This is a genomic window from Psychrobacter sp. M17(2026), assembly GCF_055699815.1.
Map to the genome: position 1 here is coordinate 532,887 of NZ_CM146741.1, position 18,435 is coordinate 551,321.

Here is an 18,435-nt window from a genome sequence, read left to right on the forward strand (position 1 = left end):
TACGTGGACAATAGTTACTATAACATAAATTTACTTTTAGCTACATTCGATTACAGACTTATCCTTATGATTTATAACCATTTGTCACAAACCATAATCAACTATTTAATAACTGCTGGTTATGAAATAGTGAGCGCACTGATAAACAGGGGTACCCAAACAGCAGTCACTAAACCATTTACTGCTAGGCCAAAAGCAGCATAGCGTCCTGCGGTATGACTAATCTGCCAAGCTTCTACTGTACCAAAAGCGTGTGCTGCCAGTCCTAAAGCTAGGCCTTTAGCGCGATCATCTTCGATACCGCGAAATAAGAAGCGCGCCATAGTGGCACCCATAATACCTGAAACCACAATGATTAAGTTCACCATAATTGGTGGCGCTTTGATTAAGTCGGCAACGCTCAAGCCAATTGGCGTAGTCACTGAGCGGGTGGCAAAAGCAAGTAGCGTATCATGGCTAAGAGAGAATAGATAAGCTAAGCCCATAGGCAGTAGGGCACCAATTACGCTGGCCATCAGTACGATAAGGGTGAGCTTTTTGACAGGCAAGCCCTTAAAGCTCATCGCGGCAAGCGGTATGGCGAGGAGTACCGTGACATAACCTAGTAGATGGTCGAACACAGGTTTTGCAACGTCATAGTAATCATTATAATCCCAGCGCACGATATAGAGAAATATAATGACCAATCCCATGGCAGTGACGACCATCGGTATCCATGCTAGTTTTCTGGCGAGTATGCGCGAGCTAGCATGAGCTATCAAAGTCAATAAAATAGCGGCAACCGTTGCTACAACAATATTATCCATGCTTATTGCTGCCTTTTTTTGCATTATTGAGCCAGCGATTGGCGAGTATGGCAAGTCCCCATAAGGGAATCAAAGTACTTATTGCCATCGTTAGCATGACGCCCCACAGCTCATCACCAAGCCCAAATAATAAAATGCCAGCCCCTGCTGATACAGGCAAAAAGGCAAAGCCACTATCGACTAATAGCACGTTGCTGGCACGGGTCAACCATTTAGGTAAGCCTTTTGTCATTCTCCAAATAACTAGTATCAAGAACATCGCCACCATAGCCACGACATTAGCCGCCTGCTCAATACCGAACGAGCGACAGATGATAACGGCCGATTCGCGCACAGCAACGACCATGATTAATGTCACTAATATCGCTAACCATGGAGGTAGCTTAAAGGAGGAAGGCATAATAAATCCTTGCGATAGCAAGAGTTATATAGTCGGAGCACTTTTAAACCGCTACAGTGTTGCCCACCCTAAATGTACTTGTTGTACTATCTGCGGTCGGTCGTCTTGTAGCAATTTTAAAATTCCTTGACCATAGAAGGTGAGATGGCGTGCAATCAGTTGGCGTTATCCGCCAATAATAATCGACTGGTTTTGCAATTTTAACGCGGTTGATTATATACCCAAAAGGATTATTAATAAATGCCGCTACATTTTTGCTTACTTTTTGAGCTATCAAAAATGGGTATATTGAATCAATCAATATACCCTATGCGCTATTAATATTGCTATAAGCTAAGCTACTGACTTTTAAGGTCAGCATCGACATTAACACTACTATTTGAGTCATAGTCACTCTCAAATATTTGCTCATAAGTCAGATCTTCACCGATATCTAGCTCGACGTCATCCTCGTTATCCTCTATCTCAAAGGGTTCGAGCACGGGCATCAGTAAAGTGGCTTGCGCAAGAGGCAATATATCTTTAGGTAATATATTAGCCTGACCTAGCAGCTGAGTTAGGCGCTCGCTTGGCAAGCGTACCGTCAAGCATTCATGACCGCTATCGTCATAGCTCTCCTCCAGAATAACACCAAGCTCATACAGGGTGTTTTTGAAATGACCTGCATCATAAGGCAAAGTTAAGTCAAAAGTTGTCAGGGTACCTATCATCAGCTGTTGTACAGCTAGCGATAACTCTTCCATGCCTAAGTTGTTTTTGGATGAGACATAAACGCGGTTTGGCTCGTCCTCATTCGCATAGCCGATATGTGCAGACTCACCCGTTAGGTCGATCTTGTTATAAACATTGAGCACAGGTACATCATTATCAATCTCAGCCAATACCGCTTTGACTGCTTGAATTTGCTCATGCATATCTTCGCTAGAAGAGTCAATCACATGCAATAGTAAATCAGCCTCTAACGTTTCTTCTAAAGTGGCATGGAAAGATTCAACCAACTCATGTGGCAGATGGCGTACAAAACCGACGGTATCGACCAATACGACGCGACCAACTCCTTGCCAATCTAAGCGGCGTAGCGTGGGATCAAGCGTGGCAAACAGCTTATCAGCGGCATAAATATTCTCATCGACCAAACGATTGAACAGCGTTGACTTGCCCGCATTGGTATAACCCACCAGTGAAATAGTAGGGACATCAGATTTTTGTCGACGCGCACGCCCTTGTGCCCGAGTTTGACGGACCTTATCGAGCTTGGTTTTGAGCTGAGTCACTCGCGTTTGCAATAGACGACGATCGGTCTCAAGCTGAGTTTCACCTGGTCCACGTAGACCGATACCGCCTTTTTGACGCTCCAAATGCGTCCAACCTCGTACTAAGCGCGTCGATAGATGATTCAGCTGCGCCAGCTCAACTTGTAGCTTACCTTCGTAAGTACGCGCGCGCTGGGCAAAGATATCGAGAATCAAGCCTGTACGATCGAGCACTCGGCACTTAGCGATCGCCTCAAGGTTACGCTCTTGTGAAGGCGAAAGACTATGATTAAATATAACGATGTCAGCATCGTGTTGGCTAACCAATTCTGCAATTTCTTGTGCTTTACCTGAGCCCACAAAGTATTTGGCGTCGGGACGTTGGCGTGTACCCGTTACTAGCTCTACGCGCTGTGCACCAGCGGAATCTACGAGCAGCTCAAACTCACCCAAGTCATCAGGATCTTGAATTTGACGGATGTCTAAATGAACTAAAATGGCACGCTCGCCACCTTCATATCTTCCAAAATATTCCAAAAAATATCACCTATATGATTAACTTAAAATGAGTCGCTGTTATTATTGTAAATTTTTATAATAAAAAGATTCACGACAACTAGCGTTTTGATATCCTACTATATAGGGTCTTATCAATTGATATTAAAGGTTATAGGGTTAATTATCTAGCATTTTGTTACCGCTATTCTAACCCTAGACCGCTGATAAAAACCGTTAAACAGCGGTATGTATTTGAGTGAACAAATCGTCACTGACTGATAAAAGTTTGTTATACTAATTTCGGTTTTCGCAGTGCTTTAGATCAGTAGCATCTAAATTGCTGCTATCGAATGATCTATATAGAATAAAATCATCTAATAATGAGAGGCACAGATGGGTCAATCTAAGTCAAAGTTTTCGCTCAGAAAACAGTTGGGTCGTGGTAAGCAAATAGCGGGCATGACGACGACGATCGCTGGTGGTTTGCGCACAGCACAGCGTATTGGTGCCTTTCGAGAGCCACCACGCGAGACTCTGCCACGTTATATTCAAGTATTCTGTCGTAAGATGGCAAGCTCTTTTGGCGTCAAGATTGTCCAAGTTGAGCCAGTACCACAGCATCATGGATTGTGGGTATCCAACCACGTGTCTTGGATGGATATTCCCGTAGTTGGTAGCGTGAGTCCAGCGTTCTTTTTATCCAAAGCTGAGATTGGCGAATGGCCCGTATTCGGCAAACTTGCACAAGCGGCGGGTACGGTCTTTATTGAGCGTGGTTCTGGTGATGTTGGCTCAGTCGCCACACAAATGGCTAGCTTTTTGAGCAAAGGGTATTCGGTTATTTTTTTCCCAGAGGCAACCACCACCGATGGTACTAAAGTCAAACGTATCCATGGCACACTTTTGCAGGCGGCCATAGATTCTGATGTACCTGTGCAGCCTATAGTGATCGCTTATGTCGATAAAGACGGGGCGCTAAGCAAAGAGCTACCGTACTATGGCAAGCTGACGATGAAAGATAGCATAAAAAAAGTGCTTGATAGTAGGCAGGTTACCGCTTACGTGCTGCCGCTTGAGCCTATAGATCCAAATGGCCATAATAAGAGCCAATTGACCAATCTATTGCAGCAGCGTATGAATGAAGGTCTAAAAGAGCTACATGCGCGAGTATTGACGGATGCTAATAATACTGCTGCATCTGTGCTTTAAAGTAAAAAAGTACAAAATTTCAGCTAACTTAGAAGTTATTAAAAAAGCGCAAATCATTATAGATAATGATTTGCGCTTTTTACTATGATTTAGCTTTTATATAAGCGAATTAAGGTGACGGATTAGGCTGGCGAGCATGTACCGCTTCGATAGCTGCTAATACCTCATCGCTTAAATGCACATCGACGCTATCGATATTAGACTTGAGCTGCTCTATACTAGTCGCGCCAATGATATTGCTAGTCACAAACGAGCGGCTATTGACAAAGGCTAAGGCCATCTGCGCCATGTCCAAACCTGCGTCGCTTGCGATTTTGGCATACTGCTCCGTTGCCGATATCGCCTGCTCGTTAGTATAACGCTCAAAGCGATCATACTTAGTCAGCCTCGCACCAGCAGGGCGTTGGCCATTGAGATACTTGCCTGATAATACGCCAAAGCCAAGGGGCGAGTAGGCCAATAAGCCGACGTTTTCACGATGGGCAATCTCTGCCATATTGACCTCATAAAGACGGTTTAATAGACTATACGGATTTTGCACAGTAATAGGCGCAATCAAGCCGTTTTTATCCGCTTCCCATAAATAACGCATCAGTCCCCAAGCGGTGTCGTTGGACAGTCCATAAGCGCGAATACGACCTTTTTTAATCTCATCATTTAGCGCTTGAATCGTTTCCAGAAATGGCGTTAAATCCTCCAACGACTGCGCTGCCATCTCCTCAGAGTAACCGCGCTGACCAAAAAAGTTGGCTTGACGCTCAGGCCAATGCAGCTGATAGACATCGATATAATCCGTTTGCAGACGCTCAAGATTGCCATCGATGGCGCTACTAATATGCTGCGCCCTAAAGCGCGTTTCACCATCACGTAAAAAGCTCATTGGGGATATTTTACTGGCGAGTATGACTTTGTCACGCTGTCCCGTTTTGGCAAACCAAGTGCCCATGTGACGTTCAGTATCGCCTTGCTTATCTTTATCAGGCGGAGAAGGGTACATCTCAGCGGTATCCCAAAAATTCACCCCTTCGCTCAAGGCAAAATCCATCTGTTCATGTGCTTGGCGCTCATCATTCTGTTGACCCCAAGTCATCGTGCCAAGACAGATCTTAGAGACCTTTTCATCGATTTGCGGCAATATTTCGTACTGCATAAACATTCCTTTTATCTTTTAATATAGAAATTGTTGTAGATTTTTGAATAGTGATTACATTAGTTTAATACCAGTGACCCCAGCTGGAGTGACTTTAAAGACTTTAACTTTGAACAGTACCGCTTGACCCGCTAATGGGTGATTGAAATCAACCTCAATTTCGTCCTCATTCATGGCGCTAATGGTGCCGGGCAAAGTATTTTTACCTTTATCCTCAAACTCAATCATCATGCCAATCTCTGGGTTGTCAGCGACTAGAGCGAACTGAGTACGGCTAAAGGTTTGTATATTATCAGGATTCCACTCACCAAAAGCTTGTTCAGGATCGAGGTGAGCGCTACGAGTATCGCCCGCCCGCAAGTTCATAAGTACTTGCTCAAAGCCAGGTAACAGACTCTCATCACCGATAGTCAAAGTTACAGGCGCATCACGGCTAAAGGTCGAGTCAATCATTGTGCCATTTTCAAGTGACACTTCAAAATGCAGCTTAACTAAGCTGCCATAAGCGATACGAGTGTCTTCATTAGGGTTAATAAACTGTGGCGAGTTCTCAAAGTCGGGTTTGGTTTCTTTAGTCATAATTAGGATGCCGTTAGCTGGTGGAATGAATAGTCTCAAATATTTTAGCACACTATACCCATTACACTATGTTGAGTAATATTTGCTGCTCATTAGATTATGAATTAGATAAATGTAAATATTTTTTTATGCAATAAGTAAATTTAAGTTGACTTATGTTTCATAAATCTATATAAATGTTATCGAATTGTTAAGCACTCAATTTATTATTTAGTTGTTAAACTTAAATTACTTTTGGAATGATTATGAAGAAAGCTCTTGTAGTGGTTGGCGTATTGGCATTGTTAGTACAAGGTTGTGCGACACCACATGTGGTACAAACTAAAAAGGTAAGCGATGTTAATTTATCTTGCCAACAAATCTTAAGCGAGATAGAAGAAGCTGAAAGATTTGAGAGTGAAGCACGCGCTGAGCGTAAAGCTACTGGTAAAAACGTAGCAGCAGCATTACTATTCTGGCCTGCACTAATTGGCACTTACTCTAATACAGAAGAAGCTATTAATGCTGCAAAAGAACGTCGTACTAATCTAACTAATTTGTACGGACAGAAAAAATGCAGCTAATCTTAATAAGATAGCGACATATAGTTAATGTGTTAACGTACAAAAAAGCTAAGAGATGACTCTTAGCTTTTTTTATGAGCTACTGAAAAGTATATAATGACCGTCAGAATTAAAGGTTGATGAGATAAGTGAGTAAGTATGGCGGACAGACAACAGCAAAGGCATCAAGGCCAAGTTGAAAAATGGCAAGAGGACAAAGGTTTTGGTTTTATTAAAACCGAAGCGGGCGAGTCGGTGTTTTTTCACATTAGTGAGTTCAAAGCGCCACGCAGACCTAGCATCGGCGATGAGGTGATATTTACGGTTGGACAAGACAATCAAGGACGTCTGCAAGCTAGACACGTTCAAGAGCTTGAGTTTGTACAGCAAAAGATGGCGCAAAAGAACCAGCAAATTCGCAAGCGTAATTCACAAAAAAGCCAGCAAGCAGAGTTTGCAGATGGGCAGAAAAAACGTGCCTTTCTTGGCATTGGCTTTTATGGGGTGCTGATATTACTCGCGTTCACAGGGGAGCTTAGCTGGCTGGTGGTTGGCTGGTATGTCGCGATAGGAATTATCACTTATGTAATGTATGCCAAAGACAAAGCCGCTGCGCAAAATAACGAATGGCGTACCCCTGAGATGACTTTGCATATCCTAAGTGCGCTTGGCGGTTGGGTCGGGGCACTGGTGGCGCAGACTTACTTAAGACATAAGTCGCAAAAGCCAGAATTTCGTATGGCTTATTATCTGACTGTGGTAATTAATTTGGCAGGGCTGTTATTTATTATGACGGGTGGTGATTGGGATAAATTACCGTAAATCTTTTGTTCTTGTATTTAGATCATTTCTTCATCTAAAACTAGATTGGTTATAGTGTATTGCAAAAGGTTAATTCATTTTAATTTGTTCAAACTCCTCATTGAATATAACAGGTGTACCCGTATGGTTACTCTATATAAATATACTCATCCAAGTCGAGCAGAGACTGTGCTGGGCTAAAAGCATCAGCCTACAGAAAAACAAACCCTGCTATAGCAAACTATAACAGGGTTTATTTAAAATAATATTTATCAGTTCAAATTAGCTTTGACGCTTTTTTTCCAAAAATATCATATCAATCACAATCATCGCCACACCGATCATAATAGCCATATCCGCGATATTAAAGATAGGATAATGCCAAACATCGGCGTAATGCACATGAATAAAATCAACGACTTTACCAAGGCGTAAGCGGTCTATTAAATTCCCAACGGCACCGCCAAGCACTAGAGCCAACCCTAATGATAATAGCTTAGCCTGTCGTGGCGCTCGAGTTAAATAGACTGTCAAAAATATCGCCATCACTAGCGCTAATCCTGAAAAAAACCATTTTTGCCAGCCGCCAGCATCCGCCAGGAAACTAAACGCAGCACCATAGTTATAAGCTAGTGTCCAGTTAAGGAACGGCTCAATGACCGGTACAGGCTCATTAAAGGTTAAATTGGTTTCGGCAAGCCACTTAGTAAATTGATCAAGTGCGAGCACCAATAGCGATAGCGCATACCAAGCAAAAGCACGACTGCCATTGGCAATCATCTTTGGGGTTTTGGTTAGCCGACTGATAGGCGTCATCGAATTGCCCGTAGTCACATGCGCCGCTTTGGGTGCATGACCTACGGATGCAATCGCGGGTTCAGTGGTAGCGATAGGCCGTTCGTCATTAGTAACGCGATCAGCCGTATCATCACTGAGATGACTTGTACTAAACGCTGACGTGTCATCCGATGGCGTGCTATCAAGCTCAACACTATCACTGTCACTGTCAATGTCACTGTCTAGTTTGACACTATCTAGATCATCGTTAGTCCTATCGTGCTCAGATGAGTTAGGCTTATTATGCATAGTGACGCACCTCGCCTGAGCCTGCTACGTTGGTGACGCAGCGCGCGCATAGCTCAGGATGTGCGCTATCGACGCCGATATCATCACGGATGTGCCAGCAGCGTACGCATTTGGTGCCCTTAGCGGCAGTGATAACGACTCTTAAATCAGCAGAAGCTTCGTTGCTGTCATCAGCGCTTAACGTACTAATATCAGCAGGTGCTTTATCTATTGGTTGCAAGTCCGCACTACTGGTAATCAATACAAAGCGTAGCTCCGCGCCAAGCTTGGCTAAGCTGTCATACATCGCGCCATCAGCGTAGAGAGTAGCGTCAGCTGATAAGTTAGCATTGATAATCTTATTGCCACGCGCAGTTTCGATGTTCTTGTTGACCATATCTTTGGCGCGCATAATGTTGTGCCAATCATCTGTGCTGATAGCGCTTAACTCAAGCGCTGGGAACTCATACCAAGCTTGAGTGAACACATAGCTATCTGAGCTTTCTGCATTGACAGCTGTACCGTTTAGTACTTCCCATGCTTCTTGTGCGGTAAACGACAAGATAGGGGTAATCCAACGGATTAAGGCTTGGGCGATATGATAAATCGCCGTCTGTGCTGATCTGCGCGGTTGACCATCGGTTTGGGTGGTGTACTGACGATCCTTGATAATATCAAGATAAAAGCTGCCCAAATCCTGCGAGCAAAATGCAGTGATATGCTGAGTGACTTGGTGAAAGTCCATCGCATCATAAGCGCTGATAATCTGCGTCTGTACCGTTTGAGTGCGCTCAATCATAAACTTATCAAGACTGACTAATTCATTCACATCCACCCTGTTAGTAGCAAGATCAAAGTCATCAGTATTGGCAAGTAAGAAGCGCAGGGTGTTACGGATGCGACGATACATGTCGATTGCGCCTTTAAATGAGGCTTTACCCGCAGACATCTCATAACGATAGTCGCTAGAGGCAATCCACAGCCGTAACATATCCGCGCCCGTTTTGTTGATCTCTTCTTGCGGGGTGATGATATTGCCCAATGATTTACTCATCTTGCGGCCATTTTCGTCGACCACAAAGCCATGGGTTAATACTTGTTTGAATGGCGGGCGCTGATACATGGCTTCTGATGTAAGCAGTGAGGTCTGAAACCAGCCGCGATGCTGATCTGAGCCTTCTAAATACATGTCTGCAGGATTGGTTAGTTCATCGCGCTGCTCAAGGACAGCAAAATGGGTGGTTCCTGAGTCAAACCAAACGTCTAAAGTATCAGTCGCTTTATCATAATCCTTAGCTTCCGCGCCTAAGAAGTCTTCACAGCTGGCATCGAACCATGCTTCGACGCCACCAGCAGCAATTTTTTGCGCCGCAACTTCCATGAGCTCTAGCGTATTAGGATGCAGCTCACCCGTCTCTTTATGAGTAAAAAAAGCAATCGGCACGCCCCACGTACGCTGGCGTGAGATACACCAGTCTGGACGACCATTCATCATCGACTCAATGCGATTCTGACCCCAAGCTGGGGTCCAATTTACCGTTGGAATATCAGCAAGCGCTTGCTCACGCAAACCTTTAGCTTCCATGCTTATAAACCACTGCGGTGTTGCGCGAAAGATAATCGGCGACTTATGACGCCAGCAATGCGGATAGCTGTGCTCAATCTTAGTATGGCTAACCAAATGACCGTTTTCTTGTAAAGTGGCGATAATCTTTGGATTGGCTTTATAGATATGCTCGCCGGCAAATACCGCTGCGCTCTCTAAATAGACACCATTACCACCGACGGGGTTTTCGACGGGCAGACCATATTTTAGACCGACATTATAATCGTCAAGACCATGACCGGGCGCAGTATGCACTAGACCCGTACCACTATCGACGGTCACATGATCCCCTAAGATAACTGGCACTTGACGATCTTTGATAAGCGGATGTTGGGCGAGCAAGCCTTCAAGCTCACGACCAGCAACGGTAGCAAGCAAACCTTGATTGGTCAATTTCAGCGCTTCCATCGCGGTGTCGATAAGCTCGGTGGCTAATAGCAGATTACCCTTTTGGGTAGCCACGACACTATAGTCATGCTCAGGATGTACCGAGATAGCTTGGTTAGCAGGCAACGTCCAAGGTGTAGTCGTCCAAATAACCGCTTCAATAGTGTCTTCAATATCAGCAAACGCAGCAACCTTGTCCGTCCCCAATACATCAAAACTGACATAAATAGCATCAGAGGCTTTATCTTGATATTCCACTTCTGCTTCAGCCAATGCAGAGGTACAGTCCAAGCACCAATTAACTGGCTTCATACCGCGCGTCACATGGCCATTTTCATGAATCTTAGCCAATGCACGGACGATATTAGCCTCTTGCGTAAAGTTCATGGTGAGATAAGGATTGTCCCAATCACCAAAGATACCTAGGCGCTTAAAATCTATCTTTTGCAGCTCAATCTGGGTAGTCGCATACTCACGGCACAGACCACGAAACTCAGTCGCTGATACCTTTTTGCCGACTTTACCTACTTTTGCCTCGACTTTTTGTTCGATAGGTAAACCATGACAATCCCAGCCTGGCACATAAGGCGCATCGAATCCTGAAAGCGTCTTTGACTTAACAATAATGTCTTTGAGTACTTTATTGACCGCGTGACCTAAGTGAATCTGACCGTTCGCGTAAGGAGGGCCATCATGCAAAATATACTTAGGTGCGCCTATACGCGCTTGACGAATTTTACCGTAGACATCGTCGGCCTCCCACGCAGCCAACCAATCAGGCTCGCGTTTAGCCAAATTCGCGCGCATAGCAAAGGGTGTGTCCGCTAGGTTTAAAGTGTCTTTATAGTCGATAGATTCAGTCATAGTCTTAGTGTTTATCTCTATTCATATAGTGGAGGGGTGGCAATTTGGGGCTGATAATTTAGAGCAGTGCAGCTAATAGCTTAACAGATCATTCACAGGTAAACAGTTATGATCAGCAAAAGTAAAGCCACCTATTATAGGATAAATAAGTGACTAAAAATAGGGGAGATAAAACTCTGATAAGCCTGCCAATGTTGCGAATTAATATATAAGGAAAGGGTTTAAAAAAAGAAGTGGCACAGATTATATAGACAAAGAAAGTAGTGGCTGATCAGAAGCTTTATTATAGGCGCGTTTTAATTTGGAGAAATAACAAGCTGCTCCGCTAAGTCGAATAATGATTTTGTCGTGCTTTTAAAATTAAGCCCAGACTCCAGATGCTGCAAATGCTCATCAATCAAGGTTATAAGAAGCGTCTCATCTTTGGCTTCGATAGCCTGTACGATGCCCAAATGCTCATCTTCAGCACAGTTAGAGGAGCCAGCTTCATTATATAGCCCTATGATCAGTGTCGTACGTAACGTCAGCTCATTCAAAAAGTGTTCAAGCACTCGGTTATCAGCGATAGTCGCTAGATGCATGTGAAACTCGCGCGACAACCGTAGTTCGGCCGGCTTATTACCTTGCGCCCGTGCTTCAGCTTCCGCTTTGATAATCGCTCGCATGTCGACCATATCTTGTACAGTAGCATTATTTATTACTTGACACGCTAGCGTACGTTCTATGATACGACGAGCTGAAAAAACATCTTCGGCTTCTTTTGGCGATGGTGTCGAAATAAAAGCCCCTCGATTGGGCTGTAATTGTACGACATGCATAGTAGCAAGAGTTGAGAGCGCACGTCTTACATTAGCTCTATTGCACTGAAATAAGTCACTCAATACCTGCTCACCTAGCTTGGTACCAGCAGGTAACCGTTGTTCTGAAACAGCGGCTACTATTGAGTTGATGATGATTTGCTCTGGGATGGCTTCATCTTCAAGGATCTGTTTTTTGATTTTTGGTTTAGTCATAGCAGCGATTATAGTGCGCTGTATCTACGCATACAACAAAAATAAAAAAATAGTTGTATTGTTAACAATAATAGTTAACAATGATTGTTAACAAAGTATAGTTTTTTTAAAGTTAATGATGATACAAGACAGGGAATCTGTATGAAAATTTTAGTCATGAATCCAAATTCGACTGTTTCGATGACCGATAAAATTGTAGAGAGCGCCCGTCAAAGAGCCAGTGCAGGAACCCAAATTATTGGCGCATCAGGCATAGACGCTCCTGCATCTATACAAGGTCATTATGACGAAGCAATGTCAGTACCAGGCTTACTGGCGCGCTTAAAACAAGCGGAAGCTGATGGCGTTGATGGCGTGGTTGTCGCCTGCTTCGATGATCCAGGTATCGGTGCATGTCGTGAAGTATTTTCAGGACCAGTGCTAGGTATTTGTGAAGCGGCGGTTAAAGCGGCTAGCATGATTTCGACTTCTTTTAGTGTCGTCACAACCTTGCCACGTTCAGTGCCTGTGATTGAAGAGCTCATTCATGGCTATGGCTTATCGCATCGCTGTCGTCGTGTGCGCTCAGCTGAAATACCGGTATTAGCGTTAGAGGAAGAAGGGTCAGGCGCTCGGGAAAAGGTACGTGATGAGATATTGCGCGCTGTAAAAGAAGATAATTGCGAAGCCGTAGTACTAGGCTGTGCTGGCATGGCAGATTTGACTGAATGGTTGACCGAGGAGACGGGCGTTCCCGTTATTGATGGGGTTACAGTCGCAACACGTATGGTCGAAGCCTTAGTCGGTTGCGGATTAAAAACCAGCAAAATAGGCGCTTATGCGGCACCTATTAAATAAGAAGTCATCCAAAGATATTTAGGGTGTTTGATGACTAAATACAGTCACTGACGGACCCTAGTACTTTCTCAAGGAAGGAGAGCAAAATGGAAAATTCAAAAGCTGCCACCACAGCAGGGGTAGAGATAGTTGATCATAAAACTATCGGAGAGGAGAGTCTAGCTCCACAAACCACACGCATCATGGATCCTTGGTCGTATCTTTTCGCATGGCTCGGTGGCTGTGTCTCTATCGCAACCTTCACTGTGGGCTCTGGTTTGGTCGGGACTCTAAATCTACTACAGGTTGTACTGGCGATTGCCATTGGTTGTAGTGTCATCGGCGCAGCCCTGATGATTAATGGTCGTGCAGGCCATAAGTATGGTATTCCATTTATGGTGCAGTGCCGATCGTCATTCGGCTTTACAGGTAACCGTATTCCAGCGTTAGTGCGTTCGATACCGGCAATCGTCTGGTACGGTTTCCAAAGTTGGATTGGCGCTGGCGCGCTGAACTTGGTCTCTGATGCCTTATTCGATTATAACAATATCGTTGTTTTCTTTATTGGCTTTCAGTTTTTGCAGATTGCACTATCCGTATTAGGCTTTCACGGTATCAAATGGCTGGAAAATATTGGTTCAGTATTTATTATCGGTTCACTGATCTACATGTTTATTAGTGTTATTAATAAGTATGGAGATGCGATATCGACCAACCTAGTCAATGTTGAGGGGACATGGGGTGCGCCGTTTTGGGGTGCGACCATGTTATTCCTAGGTGTCTATAGCACCATGATGCTCAACGTTTCAGACTACTCGCGTGAATTAAAAAAAGAGGTCGGGCTGTTTCGTCAAGTCGCCATCTATGCCAACTCAATCCTACCAGCAACTTTATTTATGGGTTTGATCGGTCTGATGGTCACGAGTGCTACTGGAGAAGTCGATCCTATCAAAGTGTTCTCAAGCGCCGTTGACAATAAGCCTCTGTTGATTATCACCATGCTGTTCATTGCCTTCGCACAGGTCACAACCAACATTCTAAATAACGTGGTACCACCTGCTTATGCGTTAATGGATATCTTCAAGATTAAGTTCAAGACTGCGGCCATATTAGTTGGTTTGCTTGCATTTTGTACCTTCCCATGGGAACTAGTCAAAGATGAGTCAGCGGCAGGTTTGAACTTATTTATTCAGACCTACTCAGCGTTCTTAGGGCCTATCTTTGCTATTTTAGTAGTCGATTACTACATCATTCGCAAGCAAAAACTCGATATTGATAAGTTATATGACGAGAATGGCCCCTATAAAGGCGTCAATATGGCAGCGATTATCGCCATGGTTGTCGGTATCGTGGTTGCCTTAATTTTCTCGAGCATCTCTTGGTATGCTAGCTTAGTTCCAGCCGGTGCTATCTACTGGATACTGATGAAAAAGATGCCAGCAGCACAGCGCTTTATGCCATAGGTTTTTGACTCAATAAACGCTAAGTAGTAAAAAGTCCTTATGATAGCCCATGCTATTGTGAGGATTTTTTTGTTTGGAGTGTGCTGCATTTCAGTAGTATCACACTACTTCTAGAGTGCTTCGATTCTACAGTAGTAATAGCAGAGCTTAAGCATATTTTAGACAAACAATAAGAAAAGCATTCGCAAGTTAAAATAAGTGTTACGATTAAGATAAATGAATTGATACACAAATAACTCTCAAAACAATACTGCAAGGAGCAACCATGAAGATAGGAATTCCAAGAGAAGTCAAAAACAATGAGAACCGTGTCGGCCTACCACCGAATGGCGTTAGTGCCTTAGTTGATAATGGTCATGATGTCTATGTTGAGACCAATGCGGGAATGGGCTCGCAGTTTACAGATGAAGATTATAAGAATGTCGGTGCTACTATCGTTGATAGTGCGGCAGAAGCTTGGCAGGCTGAACTGGTTATTAAGGTTAAAGAGCCACAGTCATCAGAGTACCAGTATTTTAGAGAAGATTTAACGCTTTTTACTTATCTACATCTAGCAGCAGAATCTGAGCTGACTAAAGCATTGGTCGATAAAAAAGTTACGGGTATTGCCTATGAAACTGTACAGTTAGCGGATAATTCACTGCCGCTGCTTACGCCTATGAGTGAGATCGCAGGGCGTATGAGTACGCAGATCGGCGCACAATTTTTGCAGTCGTTTTATGGCGGCAAGGGCATATTGCTCGGCGGCGTTCCAGGTGTACAAAAAGGTAAGGTGGCGATCATTGGTGGCGGCGTCTCAGGTACTGAAGCGGCCAAAATGGCGATCGGTCTTGGCGCTGATGTGACGATCTTAGATCTTGATCCGAAACGTCTCAAACAGCTATCTGAGCTGTTCGGCAATGACGTGCAGACATTGATGTCAACTAAGCTGAACATTGCTAAGGCTGTCAAAAATAGCGATTTAGTTATCGGAGCCGTACTGATACCAGGGGCAGCAGCACCTAAGCTCGTCAGTGAAGAGATGATTGAATCGATGAATGATGGCGGTGTCGTTGTCGATATCGCTATTGACCAAGGCGGATTGTTTGCGACTACCGATCGGATTACGACTCATGATAATCCGACTTACACCAAGCACGGCATCATTCATTATGCGGTGGCTAATATGCCAGGTGCAGTGCCGCGCACCTCAACCTTAGCGCTATCCAATGTGACATTGCCGTATATACTAGCACTGGCTAAAAAAGGCGTGAAGCAAGCTTGTCTCGACAATCCAGCGTTTGCTAAAGGGGTGAATACACTGCAAGGTTATGTGACTTACGAAGCGGTGGCTGAAGCGTTAGATTACGAGTATAAAGCGTTGGATGAGTTGCTTGGTTAATAGCTAATAACTTATGCCATCACAATATCGACAATAAAGACCTGCTAATTTATTAAATTGGTAGGTCTTTTATCTTTTAAAATGAGCTCAACCACAGCCGCAGTTTAAGCGACCATAACGGCTGAATACCCGTCAATCCTTGTGTCATTTTGCCATCTTTTAAGATCACATAAGAGGGCGTCACCTGTCCTTGCCAATCATCAAATATTTCACCTTCTGCATCGTTGATAGTCGTAAAGCTATAGTTATGCTCATTTAGGTAAGCTTGCAGATCTCGATCACTACCAGATTGTATGGCCACTGTCACTACGGGATAGTTATCTGCTATAGCCAGCTTATTGATAGTTGGGGAAGTTACACTACAGATCGAACACCAAGTTCCCCAAAAGTATATCAGTGTTGGTTTGTCGGCACTTAGACTTGCCAAATCGACAGCTTGGCCTTGATAGTCCGTCAACTGCAATTGTGGATCAGCTGGCATGATAGGCTGGCGCCACCAGTTAACAGCAGTATAAATAAACAAAAATATAAAGCCATATAAGAGCACGTTTTTGACTATTGACCATGCCTTTTGCTTTGGGCTTTTAACAGGCGTTGGATTAGATTCTATAGTGTCGGTAGACATAACAGTACCCTTTTAAATGAGGCATCAAGTAGATAAAAACAAACGGCTGAATCGTCAGCCGTTTGTTTAAAGTTCAAATATATTCAAGACGCTAAAATTTTTGTGCACGACCTTGCAGTGGGTCACCTAACAGTACGCTACCTGAGTTCTCACGACGTTCCTCATCGCTCAATTTGCTGGCAGAAACCGCTACTTTACGTTTCCACTTTAGGCTAAATAAATCATCACGGCGATCCAGCAAGTTATGGACTGAGCCCTCATTACGGACATGAATGAGCTTGTCCAAATTGACATCGGAGAAGAATACCATTTCAGTATTAGGTGTAGTCTCGGCCATAATAGCATCATGGGTAAAGGCAAAGTCCGATGGCGAAAAGATAGACGACTGCGCATACTGAATATCGAGACTCTCAACCTGCGGTAAGTTACCTACTGAGCCACAGATCATCACATAGCACTCGTTTTCGACCGCACGAGCTTGAGCACAGATACGCACACGCAAATAGCCGTTTTTGGTGTCGGTCCAAAAAGGCACAAACAAGATGTCCATATCATCAAGCGCCATCAAACGCGCCAGCTCTGGGAACTCAACATCGTAGCAAACTAAAATACCAATGCGACCAGAATCTGTGTCGAACACTTGGACTTTATCGCCACCTTCGATCACCCATGCACTACGCTCATGCGGAGTAATATGGATCTTGCGTTGTTCCTCAACCGTTCCATCGCGGCGACACAGATAGCTGACGTTATACAGCACATCGTTTTCATCGAGTAGCGGCATTGACCCGCAAATAACGTTGACGTTATAGCTGACCGCTAGATGCGATATTTCATTCTTAAACCATTCGGTATATCCTGCTAAGAACCGTATCGCGACATTTTGATCGGTCGATTCACACAGTCCCATCAGCGGCGCATTAAAGAACTCAGGCAGACAGGCAAAGTCAGAGTTATAGTCGGCCATAATATCGACAAAGAACTCAACTTGTTGTAGCAATTCTTCAGGTGACTCAACCTCACGCATCTGCCATTGAATGCCGCCGATACGCACCTCAGACTTGCGAGTATTAGGCTTATAGTCTCGCGGCTCATAATAAATATTTGCCCACTCAAGCAAGGTCGCAAAGCCTTTTGACTGCTTATCATCAGGCAAATAGCCGGTCAAAATACGCTTAACAATAAAGCCATTGGATAGCTGAAACGATAGCGCTGAGTCATGAATCTCACGTGACTCGACGGCATCTATATATTCGCCTGGGGTCAAATCTTGATGATTGTGATAATTAGGAATACGGCCCCCTGCGAGAATAGAGCGCAGATTGAGCTGACGACATAGCTCTTTACGGGCATCATAGAGCCTGCGACCTAAGCGATAGCCCCGATAGTCAGGGTCGATAAGCGCGTCCAAACCATAAATAGCATCGCCAGCAGGATCGTCTTTGATAATCTCTTTGAGACCGATCAAGTCCTCATAAGTATGCGGGTTTGAAAATCTAGCGTAGTCAACCCTTACTGATAAAACAATACCGATCAGTTGATCATGATCGAATAAAGCAATTTGACCCTCAGGAAAAGCATCAATCAAGCTATTAATCGTAGTCTTTGACCAAGAGCCACCTAAATTGGCATAGACTCGATCCATTAGGGCTTTTAGTTGCGAATAATCTTTCTTTTTAATCTCAGCAATGGTTAAGTGCAGATCGTCTAACTTTTCTATTTTACTCATAATGTTCCTTTCGTTGCTCTTGTTGTCGCTTTTGTTGTCATTGGGGCCGTCATATTTGTCTTTGTTTTTGATTATGCTCAAAAGACTGTGCTCAAAGTTTCTTGTAACCGTATAGATAAAAACATACCAATAAATAGTTAGAATCGTTACAATAAATTATCCATGCAATTACAATGAGTTATAAGATTTAACTCAAGCCGCCGCTCATTACTAACTCACTGCTACATTAGTCATTGCTGTGCTGTAAA

16 protein-coding genes are annotated in these 18,435 nt (G+C 44.0%); 6 read left to right on the top strand and 10 right to left on the bottom strand.

All coding sequences use genetic code 11. The annotated features are described in order from the left end of the window. Positions 1 to 119: 119 nt before the first annotated feature. The 3 genes from ACR63T_RS02285 to hflX form a co-directional block, all read right to left on the bottom strand. Positions 120 to 806 carry an LrgB family protein gene (locus ACR63T_RS02285; protein WP_227680336.1) on the bottom strand — a complete coding sequence of 229 codons (687 nt, stop codon included), beginning with the start codon at positions 804 to 806 and terminating at the stop codon, positions 120 to 122. Beyond that, complete coding sequence (locus ACR63T_RS02290) at positions 799 to 1,206, bottom strand: CidA/LrgA family protein (RefSeq protein ID WP_472784639.1); 408 nt, start codon at positions 1,204 to 1,206, stop codon at positions 799 to 801. Before ACR63T_RS02290 ends, ACR63T_RS02285 begins: the two co-directional genes overlap by 8 nt. 338 nt (positions 1,207 to 1,544) lie before the next feature. Then, positions 1,545 to 2,996: a ribosome rescue GTPase HflX gene (hflX, locus tag ACR63T_RS02295; protein WP_472784640.1), complete on the bottom strand. Its 1,452-nt coding sequence runs from the start codon at positions 2,994 to 2,996 to the stop codon at positions 1,545 to 1,547. Positions 2,997 to 3,350: 354 nt separating this feature from the next. Here hflX and ACR63T_RS02300 point away from each other — a divergent pair, with 354 nt between their 5' ends. After that, complete coding sequence (locus ACR63T_RS02300; RefSeq protein ID WP_472784641.1) at positions 3,351 to 4,166, top strand: lysophospholipid acyltransferase family protein; 816 nt, start codon at positions 3,351 to 3,353, stop codon at positions 4,164 to 4,166. A 109-nt stretch (positions 4,167 to 4,275) separates the two neighbouring features. On the opposite strand, the gene ACR63T_RS02305 is transcribed toward ACR63T_RS02300, so the two are convergent. Then, positions 4,276 to 5,316 (bottom strand): aldo/keto reductase, encoded by a 1,041-nt coding sequence (locus ACR63T_RS02305; RefSeq protein ID WP_472784642.1) that lies wholly within the window; start codon positions 5,314 to 5,316, stop codon positions 4,276 to 4,278. Between the two features lie 54 nt (positions 5,317 to 5,370). Continuing rightward, positions 5,371 to 5,895 carry an FKBP-type peptidyl-prolyl cis-trans isomerase gene (locus ACR63T_RS02310; protein WP_201571571.1) on the bottom strand — a complete coding sequence of 175 codons (525 nt, stop codon included), beginning with the start codon at positions 5,893 to 5,895 and terminating at the stop codon, positions 5,371 to 5,373. Positions 5,896 to 6,140: 245 nt separating this feature from the next. On the opposite strand from ACR63T_RS02310, the gene ACR63T_RS02315 reads away from it, so the two are divergent. Together ACR63T_RS02315 and ACR63T_RS02320 are read left to right on the top strand one after the other, a co-directional pair. After that, positions 6,141 to 6,458, top strand: a complete 318-nt coding sequence (locus ACR63T_RS02315; protein WP_201571573.1) for a hypothetical protein — start codon at positions 6,141 to 6,143, stop codon at positions 6,456 to 6,458. 138 nt (positions 6,459 to 6,596) lie between these two features. Further along, positions 6,597 to 7,259, top strand: a complete 663-nt coding sequence (locus ACR63T_RS02320; RefSeq protein ID WP_472784643.1) for a DUF1294 domain-containing protein — start codon at positions 6,597 to 6,599, stop codon at positions 7,257 to 7,259. Between the two features lie 261 nt (positions 7,260 to 7,520). Here the strand turns inward: ACR63T_RS02320 and lspA are convergent, their stop codons facing one another. The 3 genes from lspA to ACR63T_RS02335 all read right to left on the bottom strand — a co-directional run bounded on the left by lspA (position 7,521) and on the right by ACR63T_RS02335 (position 12,173). Then, positions 7,521 to 8,054: a signal peptidase II gene (gene lspA / locus ACR63T_RS02325; protein WP_472785215.1), complete on the bottom strand. Its 534-nt coding sequence runs from the start codon at positions 8,052 to 8,054 to the stop codon at positions 7,521 to 7,523. Between the two features lie 262 nt (positions 8,055 to 8,316). After that, entirely contained in the window at positions 8,317 to 11,160 is a 2,844-nt protein-coding gene (gene ileS / locus ACR63T_RS02330) for an isoleucine--tRNA ligase (protein WP_472784644.1), read from the bottom strand. Between the two features lie 296 nt (positions 11,161 to 11,456). Then, positions 11,457 to 12,173 carry a GntR family transcriptional regulator gene (locus ACR63T_RS02335; RefSeq protein ID WP_472784645.1) on the bottom strand — a complete coding sequence of 239 codons (717 nt, stop codon included), beginning with the start codon at positions 12,171 to 12,173 and terminating at the stop codon, positions 11,457 to 11,459. 141 nt (positions 12,174 to 12,314) lie between these two features. Between ACR63T_RS02335 and ACR63T_RS02340 the strand changes: the two genes are divergently transcribed. The 3 genes from ACR63T_RS02340 (at position 12,315) to ald (ending at position 15,833) form a co-directional block, all read left to right on the top strand. Further along, the gene (locus ACR63T_RS02340; RefSeq protein WP_305899564.1) at positions 12,315 to 13,010 is read left to right on the top strand and encodes an aspartate/glutamate racemase family protein; all 696 of its coding nucleotides are present in this window, start codon (positions 12,315 to 12,317) and stop codon (positions 13,008 to 13,010) included. An 86-nt stretch (positions 13,011 to 13,096) separates the two neighbouring features. After that, positions 13,097 to 14,452: an NCS1 family transporter gene (locus ACR63T_RS02345; protein WP_472784646.1), complete on the top strand. Its 1,356-nt coding sequence runs from the start codon at positions 13,097 to 13,099 to the stop codon at positions 14,450 to 14,452. A gap of 265 nt (positions 14,453 to 14,717) precedes the next feature. Continuing rightward, positions 14,718 to 15,833 carry an alanine dehydrogenase gene (gene ald / locus ACR63T_RS02350; protein WP_472784647.1) on the top strand — a complete coding sequence of 372 codons (1,116 nt, stop codon included), beginning with the start codon at positions 14,718 to 14,720 and terminating at the stop codon, positions 15,831 to 15,833. A gap of 76 nt (positions 15,834 to 15,909) precedes the next feature. On the opposite strand, the gene ACR63T_RS02355 is transcribed toward ald, so the two are convergent. Together ACR63T_RS02355 and ACR63T_RS02360 are read right to left on the bottom strand one after the other, a co-directional pair. After that, positions 15,910 to 16,458 carry a protein disulfide oxidoreductase gene (locus ACR63T_RS02355; RefSeq protein WP_472784648.1) on the bottom strand — a complete coding sequence of 183 codons (549 nt, stop codon included), beginning with the start codon at positions 16,456 to 16,458 and terminating at the stop codon, positions 15,910 to 15,912. Between the two features lie 91 nt (positions 16,459 to 16,549). Continuing rightward, positions 16,550 to 18,187: a nitrilase-related carbon-nitrogen hydrolase gene (locus ACR63T_RS02360; protein WP_472784649.1), complete on the bottom strand. Its 1,638-nt coding sequence runs from the start codon at positions 18,185 to 18,187 to the stop codon at positions 16,550 to 16,552. Between the last annotated feature and the right edge of the window lie 248 nt (positions 18,188 to 18,435).